Here is an 8,994-nt window from a genome sequence, read left to right as displayed (position 1 = left end):
TTTTTTTTGATCCCAGACTGTCACGTTCCGGTTTTATTTCCTGCAATTCATGCCACAACCTCAGTATGGGTGGTAGTGATAATCTTCCAACTTCGATTGGACATAATTGGCAGCAAGGCCCGATTAACTCTCCTACCGTACTCAATTCGAGTATGAATCTCGCACAATTCTGGGACGGTCGTGCAGCTGATTTACAGGAACAGGCTGCTGGTCCCATTGCCAATCCCATGGAAATGGCTTTCAGTCACTCTCTGGCCATCGATGTATTGCGTTCGATTCCACAATATGTGGCTGAGTTCAATAAAATTTATGGCAGTGATGACATTACTCTGGACCAAGTCACCAATGCTATTGCCGCCTTTGAAGAAACACTGGTTACCCCCAATTCACGTTTTGATTTGTGGCTTAAAGGTAACGACAATGCGTTAACTGATACGGAAATTGCCGGTTATCAAAAGTTCAAACAAATCGGCTGTGTGGCTTGTCATAATGGTGAAGCCGTAGGAGGCAGTTCATTCCAGAGGATGGGGATCATGGAGCCCTACCAGACCGAAAATCCTGCAGAAGGTCGTATTGCTGTCACCGGAAAAGATGCCGACCGTTTTTCATTTAAAGTGCCCACCTTACGCAACGTCGAGCTGACCTATCCCTACTTCCATGATGGTGCATATTGGAAACTGGAAGATGCTGTGGATGTCATGGCCAGATTACAGTTAGGTCAGGAACTGGAAGAACAGGACATCAAAAATATCACTGCATTTTTGAAAACCCTGACGGGCGATCAGCCGCAATTTGCCATTCCGCAATTGCCGCCTTCCACAGCGAATACCCCCGTTCCAGTCCCTTTTGAAAACTAATACAAAGCCCGGTAGTTAAATCCACTACCGGGCTTTTTAGTATCGCTTAATCTGGCAAATCAGCAATGCTATCTACCACAGCGGCATATAAATCCCGGGTTGATGCTATGGCACCATCCTGAACCAGTTCAGCCGATATAACCTTACCATGTGCAGCCTGCAGTGGGCGTGTGGCCGTGGCACTGGCCACGACCGTCGGTTTATAGCCCAGATTAAAACCACCATGTGCTGTGGAATTGACGCACATATGCGTCATAAAACCGGCCAACACAATATTCTCAATGTTCAATGATTTTAGCCGCTCATCCAGTTCCGTCTGAATAAATGAATTGGGAAAGTTTTTAGTAATAACGTATTCCCCATCTCTGGGGGCAACTTCGTTGGATATCTGTCCCAGCTCTGTCGTTAAATCGTAGGGTGAGCCAACACCGCCATCGTGTTGTATATGAATAACAGGAATATTCAGTGCTCTTGCACGCTCCAGTAACGCTTTAGCCTCAACAATGGCTTTTTCCACCCCGGTCAGCTGCATAACACCGGTTCGATAGGTATTCTGACAATCGATCATAATTAACGCCGAATCACTCAGTTTGGCGGGTTGATGTCCTAAGCCTACGATATCTCTTAACGTTTGTGATGCTTGTGTCATAACAATCCTCTTTGAATGTTTTAATGGGTGCGTTTTTGCAATTTTAGCCAGCTCTGAATAATGATTAATCCATACGATGTTGAAAGCTGACCGCATACGCACCGGGTCTGGCCAGTAAAATCGGGTCCGCTGAAGGCTCTATACCTTCCGGCAAGGCCAAGGGATTGAACATAGTCGCTTTTTCATAAGCTGCAGCATCCGCCATCGCCGCCTCGATCACGATAGTACCTAACTCGACCACCTGACGATCATCTGGCCAGACTACAGTCGCATCGTTTACTTCATCACCGTCCTCAGCGAGTTGCACTGATAAGCGAAACTTAGCAGCTTGCTGTGGTAATCGCTCACGAATCTCATTCATCAGGTAATTTGCGTTTTGTGCTTCGGCATCAGCTTTTTCCAGCGTTTTAACACCATCCAGTGGCATTACTATATAGCGACCATAAACCGACTCACCTTCAGCATTGGTAAATTTAAACGCATTTATGCCGTGATAGGAAAGGTTGGCAAAACTGGCCGGAAATGGCTTGGGATAGTCCACAAAATGTTTGGCTTTGGGGTTATCAGCTAAAAACTGCTGGATAGGTTTGGTTTCAGCATCTGAAGCAGCAGAATCTCTTACTGCCGTGAGCATTTCCAGAAAGGCTTCAGGAGTCGCCACGGGAAAACGTGGCACTGAACTGAGTACCATATCGGTGTATTCCTCGTCTCCCAGATCAATCCGCATCGCCATGCCTTTTGCCAGTCCCTTAGGATCGTTGTCAGCGATATCCGGAAAACCGGTCGCATTGGAAAAACGCACAACTACAGGTGATGGATCCTTTTGTAAATGGGCTGCAAAAGTAATTTGACGTGCGGACTCAGCGGGATGAAACTCACCGGTTAGCACGACACCTTTCGTGTGATTAGAACGTAAACCCTCACGCGGCCCGTTAAATAAATCATGTTGCACATCAACAATTTTTTCGACTGTCGATTTCTCTCTTTCCTCGGCCATAACAGGATTGATAACCATCCCTAGCAACAATGCCAATGGCAAATATTTGAATGTTTTAGTGCCCATTTACGATCTCCTTGTTGTTGTTTGCTTGCTGAATTCTGAAACAAAATCCCAGCTTAAACCTTTATGAGCTTTTTATATGAAATTTAGTTCATGCTGATTTAATCAGAACAGCAACACAAAACGGATTATTTTGTGATGGTTTGCATTTACTAGACGACCGGTCTATTATGGTCAGAAATTTACTAGACGACTGGTCTAATATGACACGCACAGAAACAAAAAAATTGTTAATTCAGGTTGGCACTGAAGTGCTGGGAAGCCATGGTTTTAATCCCACCGGATTAAATACGGTGTTGAAAACGGCTGGTGTACCCAAGGGCTAGTTTTATTATTATTTCGCCAGTAAAGAAGATTTCGGGCTGGCGGTGATTGATGAGTTCGCTTTGGATTATGCCGAAAAAATTGATGCCTTTCTGTCCAATGAAAACGTCCAACCACTACAACGTATTCGTGATTATCTGGAAAACGGTCTGGACACAATCCGCGAAGGAAAATGCAAACGTGGTTGTCTGATTGGCACGCTCGGCCAGGAATTATCCAGCCAGAATGAAACGTTCAGACTCCGCCTTGATCAGGTCTTTGAAGGTTGGAAACAACAATTCATCGTTTGCCTGCAGGCCGCAATTGATTGTGGTGAACTGCCCCGGAATACCAATACAGAACAGTTTGCCGAGTTTCTGTTATCCGGATGGCAAGGTGCCGTTCTTAGCGCCAAAATGCATTCCAGCACCGCTCCGCTTCAAGCATTCATCGATACCTTATTTCAACACGTATTAACAAAACCACAGAATTAATGGAGATTTTTATATGAGCATGAGCAAAGTTGCTCGTTTCCACCAAATGGGTGGACCAGAGGTTTTACAATTGGATGAAATGGATTTGGCGGCTCCGCAAGCCGATGAAGTGCTCGTCAAAGTTAACACCATCGGTCTTAATCGCGCTGAAGTCATGTTTCGTAATGGCCAGTATCTCGAAACACCTCAACTCCCTGCCCGACTGGGTTATGAAGCTTCTGGCATCATCGAACAGGTGGGGCCAAATGTCAGCCAGTTTTCAATCGGCGACAAGGTGAATGTCATCCCGGCTTTTTCAATGAACCAATACGGCACCTATGCTGAAAAAGCTTTGTTGCCGATTCACGCACTGGTCAGGCAACCTGCCAATATTTCCGATGAAGAAGCTGCAGCAGTGTGGATGCAATATCTCACGGCCTGGGGCGCATTAATTGATATCGGTCAGCTAACAGAAGGTCAGACGTTGTTAATTCCGGCCGCATCAAGCAGTGTCGGGCTGGCGGCCATCCAGATAGCCAATCAGGCAGGCGCGATCCCGGTTGCGATTACCCGTTCCGCGGATAAAAAAGAACTATTGCTAAAACATGGCGCCAAACACGTTATTGTCAGTGAATCCCAGCAAATCGCTGAGCAGGTTACGCTGATAACGGGCGGCAAAGGTGCAGATATGGTGTTTGACCCCGTTGCCGGCCCCGCATTGAATGAATTAGCCGATGCCTGTGGCCAATTTGCACAAATTTTCGTTTACGGCGCACTCAGTACAGAAAGCTCCCCGTTCCCGCTGTTTGCTGCGTTAGGAAAAGGACTGACGTTTCGCGGCTATACCCTGTTCGAAATCAGCCAGGATGCCAAACGCTTGCAACGCGGAGTGGAATTTATTGAAAAAGGACTCGCTGCAGGCCATCTAAAACCTATTATTGCCAAGACATTTTCACTGGATGACATTGTTGCTGCGCATCAATACATGGAATCCAATCAACAAGTCGGCAAAATTATTGTCACCACATCGAATATCTGAAATCTTCACAATGGAGGAACACCATGAAGTTTAACCTCAAAACCGTAAGTGCCTTAACCCTTGCCTCGCTTGGTCTAATCAGCACAGGCAGCTTTGCCGGTGCCGCAGATGTCGAAAAAAATCTGCATAAACTCAATGTACCAGAGGGCTTTAAAGTTGAGGTCTATGCCGAAGTGCCCGGTGCCCGCCAAATGGCTCTCGGCCAATCCACCGGAACCGTATTTGTCGGCACCCGCGGCCCCAAAGCCTATGCTGTTGTGGATCGCAATAAGGATCGTAAAGCCGATGAAGTGGTCACGATTCTTGATGATCTTAAAGTCGGCAATGGTGTCGCTATGCACCAGGGAAATCTCTATATTGCCGAACAGAACCGCATTGCCCGTTATGCTGCACCCGGCTTTGACCTGACCTTGCCATTCAAGGAAATGCGTGAAGTCATATATGAAGAGCTGCCTGACAAAGCCCATCATGGCTGGCGTTATATTGACTTTGGGCCTGATGGTAAGCTTTATGTCACCGTTGGTGCACCCTGCAATATCTGTGATGTCGAAGGTTTCGAGGCCACCATTATCCGGATGAATGCAGATGGCAGTGATGCCGAGATCTATGCAGAAGGCATTCGTAACTCAGTTGGCATGGATTTCCAGCCGGACACTGGCGTGTTGTATTTCACCGATAACAATACCGATATGATGGGTGATGATATCCCGCCAGGTGAACTGAATGCCGCTCCCGAAAAAGGCATGCACTTTGGCTTCCCATATTATGCCGGTGGTAAAGAACGCCACGAAGACTGGGCAGACAAAACTCCGCCGAAAGATGTCACCTTTCCGGTAGCCGAGTTTCAAGCCCATACAGCCGCATTGGGCATGAAGTTTTATACCGGCAACATGTTCCCGGAGGACTTTAAAGGCGATGTCATTATTGCCCAGCATGGTTCCTGGAACCGTACCGAGCCAGTGGGTTATGAATTGGTTCGTGTAACCTTTGATGATAATAATCAGGTCAGTGGTCACGAAACTTTTATTGATGGCTGGTTAATCGATGGTGAAGCCTGGGGACGCCCGACAGACGTGCTGCAGTTACCCGATGGTTCAGTGCTGGTTTCAGATGATTTTAATGGCGTGATTTACCGTGTCAGTTACGGTGAAGAAACTGTCTCAGCCAGCACCGCAACCTCAGCTCATTCGAGCAAAACAGTGGAAGGACTGGTGTTGCCCGAATCGGCTATCGCACATCCGGATGGCCGGGTATTTGTTACCGAAATCGGCGAATTTGGTAAACCAGGCGATGGCAAAGTCACTGTTGTAAATACCGATGGCAGCACTGAAACACTGGTTGATGGTCTTAATGATCCTAAAGGTATCGACCTGTTTAACAACACGCTGTTTGTCGCCGATGTGGATCAACTGGTGAAAATCAGTCTCGACGGTCAGCACGAGATAATGGTGAAAGCCGATGGCTTCCCCGGCAAACCCGTGTTCCTGAATGATGTTGAAATAGATGGTCATGGCAATATCTATGTATCTGATAGTGGTGACGATGACGGCAAAGATGCTGGTATTTATCAAATTTCAGCCGAAGGTGAGGTCAGCGAAATCATTAATGCCAAATCCGGTATTAAACGGCCTAATGGTCTGCTGATGGATGGCTATAACAAAATGCTGGTAGCCGACTTTGGTACCGGTGACTTATTCCAGCTGGATATCGCCAACGGCAAAGCCACTAAAGTAAACAGCGGCTTCGGCGGGGCGGATGGCCTGGTCAGGGATACCAATGGTGTCCTGTATATCAGTGACTGGGCAGGTGGCCAGGTGTGGCAATTGGCTGACCCCAAAGCGACACCCCAACTTATCACTGATGAATATGAATCTGCAGCAGATATCGCCTTATCAGCAGATGGCAAACATATTCTGATGCCCGATATGAAAGCTGGAAAATTGTATTTCCTGCCGATTAAGTAAATTTAATCAAAGCAATCAAAAAGCCGGGATGATTCCCGGCTTTTTTGTATCTCGGCTGATAAAGATTGGTCAGCTTGAATTCCAGCTTTAAGGCTGATTTGATTAGCCCACTAAAAGATAAAGCAATATCAGATTAAACAGCACACTTAAAATAGTGAGCGTTTGCCAGAATCGCAGCGGATGACGTTCAATCAACGGGACATATTCATCTTGTAAAAATACCGGGTTAGGTTTTGTCAGATCTGTTTGCAGCTCGGATAAAACTTCATAGCGTCTTTGCGGATTTAGCTGAACGGATTTTTGAATGGCTTTATCCACCCATACCGGGATCTCTGCTTGCAGCTGTGTTAACGGTTGATAGTTCAGTCGACTGAGATGCTGACGATTAATGGCTTTTTCAAAATGCTTGCCATAAGGTAGTTGGCCACTGAGCAGATTATAAAGAATTGATCCCAGGGCAAACTGATCGGCCTGTACTCCGGCCTGTTCACCCAACAGATATTCGGGTGCCGTATATTCCCGGGTTCCCAGTAATTTTTTGCGTTCAATCGGCGAAGCCACATCGGCAATTCCGGCGATGCGGGTGGAGCCAAAATCAATGATTTTTACCACACCTTCATCACTCAGCATAATATTGCCGGGTTTGAGATCCTGGTGCAGCATATCCAGTCGATGGAAGGCTCTGATTCCGGAAATTAGTTGCGGTAGCAGTTGCCTGACTTCACCGAGACTTAGCGGTCCTTCATCATCCAGTTTCTGTTGCAGGGTTTTGCCAGCGATATATTCCATTACGTAATATAAAAAACGCCGTGGACGCGGCTGTTCAACAATTCTCACCACATGCGGGTTATCAATTCGACGGCCGATCCATTCTTCAAGCTGAAAACGCTCCAGATACGCCGGATCATCCTCGAAATTGACGGATGGGGTTTTTAACACCACTTTCTGATTGGTTTCGGTATCAATGGCCAGATACAACTGACTGGTCGAACTGGCATGCAATTCACGCAATACCCGATAACCATCGAGGATGACACCTTCATACAATTCGGGAGGAAACGGTAACGCCGTTAACCTGGCATAGACTTCATCCGGTTTGGGATCAGCCAAGGCATCAATGCAAAACAGCTGACAACTGACATTGTCCTGGCCGCCATTTTGTAACGCGAGTTCACATAACATTTTGGCAGATTGTTCAGGATCTTCGGTTGCGCTCAACTGCTGTTTGATGACACTGTCAGCAACAAATTCATAAACGCCATCAGTCATCAAAACAAACACATCGCCTTGCTCGACACTGAGATGTTTGTAATCAATTTCCAGCGCGTAATCAACACCCAGCGCACGCCCCAAATATTCTTTACCTTCATCAAGTTTGATGCGGTGATCCTGCGTCAGTTGTTCCAGCGTATTGTTGCGAAACAGATAGATTCGGGCATCACCGACATGGAACAGATGTGCAGTCACCGATTTGATGATCACCGCAGAAAATGTGGTCGCAAAGCCCCGTGACATTTCCCGAAACTGATGGCTCTGCCCGCACAACCAGACATTAATCGCCGTTAAGACCTTACCGCCTGACTGCTTGACCGACCAGGTATCCGGCGTACTGAAATAATCGGCAATGAATCCGGTTATTGCGGCATGACTGGCCTCACGTGCCTGCTCACTGCTGCTGATGCCATCGGCAATCGCGCAGATGGCCCCTTTGCTCTCCAGCAGTAAGGCATTCTCCGGGGCATAAAAACCAATCGCATCCTGATTTTCAGCTTTTACGCCAGCCTGAGAATATTGCCCACAACGGACTTTCAGCATGAGCTTATCCCGTTATTAATGCACATCAATCATTTGCACGGTGCCATCCGGTAACACTTCTGCCATCTGGCCGCGCGGCTCATCCATAAACTGCACCACAATTAAGGTGACTAAGGCCGTGGCCGCAATGACCCAGAAAAATAACTGAGCAGATACTACCGACAATACCGTCAAAAACAGCAATGCACCGACATTACCATAAGCACCCGCCATACCGGCAATTTGTCCGGTCAAACGACGTTGTACTAAAGGTACAACGGCAAATACCGCCCCCTCACCTGCCTGTACAAAGAACGAACAGCACATGGTCGCCAATACGGCCAACACAATAAACCATTCCGGCGTTATCAGACCCATCACAAAATAACCGACGGCCAGCCCTGCCAGACAAATGGTCAACGTCAGTTTACGCCCCAATTTATCACTGAAATAACCACCGGTAGGTCGTGACACCAGATTCATAAAGGCAAAACCAGAGGCCAGCAAACCTGCCTGCACTACAGTGATATTAAAGGTTTCGCTGAAAAATAACGGTAACATTGATACGACCGCCAGTTCAGAGCCAAACGTTGCCAGATACGCCAGATTCAGCACTGCCACCTGTTTGAACTTATAACGGTGAATCTCTGGAACAGGCGTGTGAAATATGGATTTGTTGACCTGATAGATATGATAAAGCTGATAGAGAAACAGTAACACCAGTCCACCATAGATCAACATGGTCACCGACTCAGTCAGTAATGAAACCCCGTTTGGTGACAGTTTCCAGGCTAACAACCCCAGCGCGCCATACATCGGAATGGTCATCAGAATTAACAGCAGAAAATCCCCTTT

8 protein-coding genes are annotated in these 8,994 nt (G+C 47.1%); 4 read left to right on the top strand and 4 right to left on the bottom strand.

Translation table 11 applies throughout. The features are described 5' to 3' along the window. The coding region (locus tag B3O33_RS06595) for a cytochrome-c peroxidase (protein WP_292363236.1) at positions 1-857 on the top strand (857 nt) is incomplete at its 5' end. 46 nt (positions 858-903) lie between these two features. Here the strand turns inward: B3O33_RS06595 and B3O33_RS06590 are convergent. Together B3O33_RS06590 and B3O33_RS06585 are read right to left on the bottom strand one after the other, a co-directional pair. Then, on the bottom strand, positions 904-1,506 hold the full coding sequence (locus B3O33_RS06590; RefSeq protein WP_292362608.1) for a cysteine hydrolase family protein: 603 nt from the start codon (positions 1,504-1,506) through the stop codon (positions 904-906). Between the two features lie 64 nt (positions 1,507-1,570). Then, positions 1,571-2,569: a catalase family peroxidase gene (locus tag B3O33_RS06585; protein ID WP_292362607.1), complete on the bottom strand. Its 999-nt coding sequence runs from the start codon at positions 2,567-2,569 to the stop codon at positions 1,571-1,573. Positions 2,570-2,934: 365 nt separating this feature from the next. Between B3O33_RS06585 and B3O33_RS06580 the strand changes: the two genes are divergently transcribed. The 3 genes from B3O33_RS06580 to B3O33_RS06570 are packed head-to-tail and all read left to right on the top strand — an operon-like array spanning position 2,935 to position 6,345. Further along, complete coding sequence (locus B3O33_RS06580) at positions 2,935-3,363, top strand: TetR family transcriptional regulator C-terminal domain-containing protein (RefSeq protein WP_292363235.1); 429 nt, start codon at positions 2,935-2,937, stop codon at positions 3,361-3,363. 13 nt (positions 3,364-3,376) lie between these two features. Beyond that, on the top strand, positions 3,377-4,381 hold the full coding sequence (locus B3O33_RS06575) for a zinc-dependent alcohol dehydrogenase family protein (protein ID WP_292362605.1): 1,005 nt from the start codon (positions 3,377-3,379) through the stop codon (positions 4,379-4,381). Between the two features lie 23 nt (positions 4,382-4,404). After that, complete coding sequence (locus tag B3O33_RS06570; RefSeq protein ID WP_292363234.1) at positions 4,405-6,345, top strand: PQQ-dependent sugar dehydrogenase; 1,941 nt, start codon at positions 4,405-4,407, stop codon at positions 6,343-6,345. Between the two features lie 102 nt (positions 6,346-6,447). Here B3O33_RS06570 and B3O33_RS06565 read toward each other — a convergent pair whose 3' ends face one another. Further along, entirely contained in the window at positions 6,448-8,160 is a 1,713-nt protein-coding gene (locus B3O33_RS06565; protein WP_292362602.1) for a bifunctional protein-serine/threonine kinase/phosphatase, read from the bottom strand. Positions 8,161-8,175: 15 nt separating this feature from the next. Beyond that, a partial coding sequence (locus B3O33_RS06560) for an MFS transporter (protein WP_292363233.1) occupies positions 8,176-8,994 on the bottom strand: 819 nt, incomplete at its 5' end.

The sequence above is a fragment of the Methylophaga sp. UBA1464 genome, from assembly GCF_002325665.1.
Classification (GTDB): domain Bacteria; phylum Pseudomonadota; class Gammaproteobacteria; order Nitrosococcales; family Methylophagaceae; genus Methylophaga.
Note: the sequence above shows the minus strand (reverse complement) of the source record. Positions and strands in the feature narration are given on the sequence as shown.

Bases quoted from the DNA above. Each gene is read 5' to 3' on its own strand.
- B3O33_RS06590 (WP_292362608.1), bottom strand. From the start codon at position 1,506: ATGACACAAGCATCACAAACGTTAAGAGATATCGTAGGCTTAGGACAT.
- B3O33_RS06585 (WP_292362607.1), bottom strand. From the start codon at position 2,569: ATGGGCACTAAAACATTCAAATATTTGCCATTGGCATTGTTGCTAGGG.
- B3O33_RS06575 (WP_292362605.1), top strand. From the start codon at position 3,377: ATGAGCATGAGCAAAGTTGCTCGTTTCCACCAAATGGGTGGACCAGAG.
- B3O33_RS06570 (WP_292363234.1), top strand. From the start codon at position 4,405: ATGAAGTTTAACCTCAAAACCGTAAGTGCCTTAACCCTTGCCTCGCTT.
- B3O33_RS06565 (WP_292362602.1), bottom strand. From the start codon at position 8,160: ATGCTGAAAGTCCGTTGTGGGCAATATTCTCAGGCTGGCGTAAAAGCT.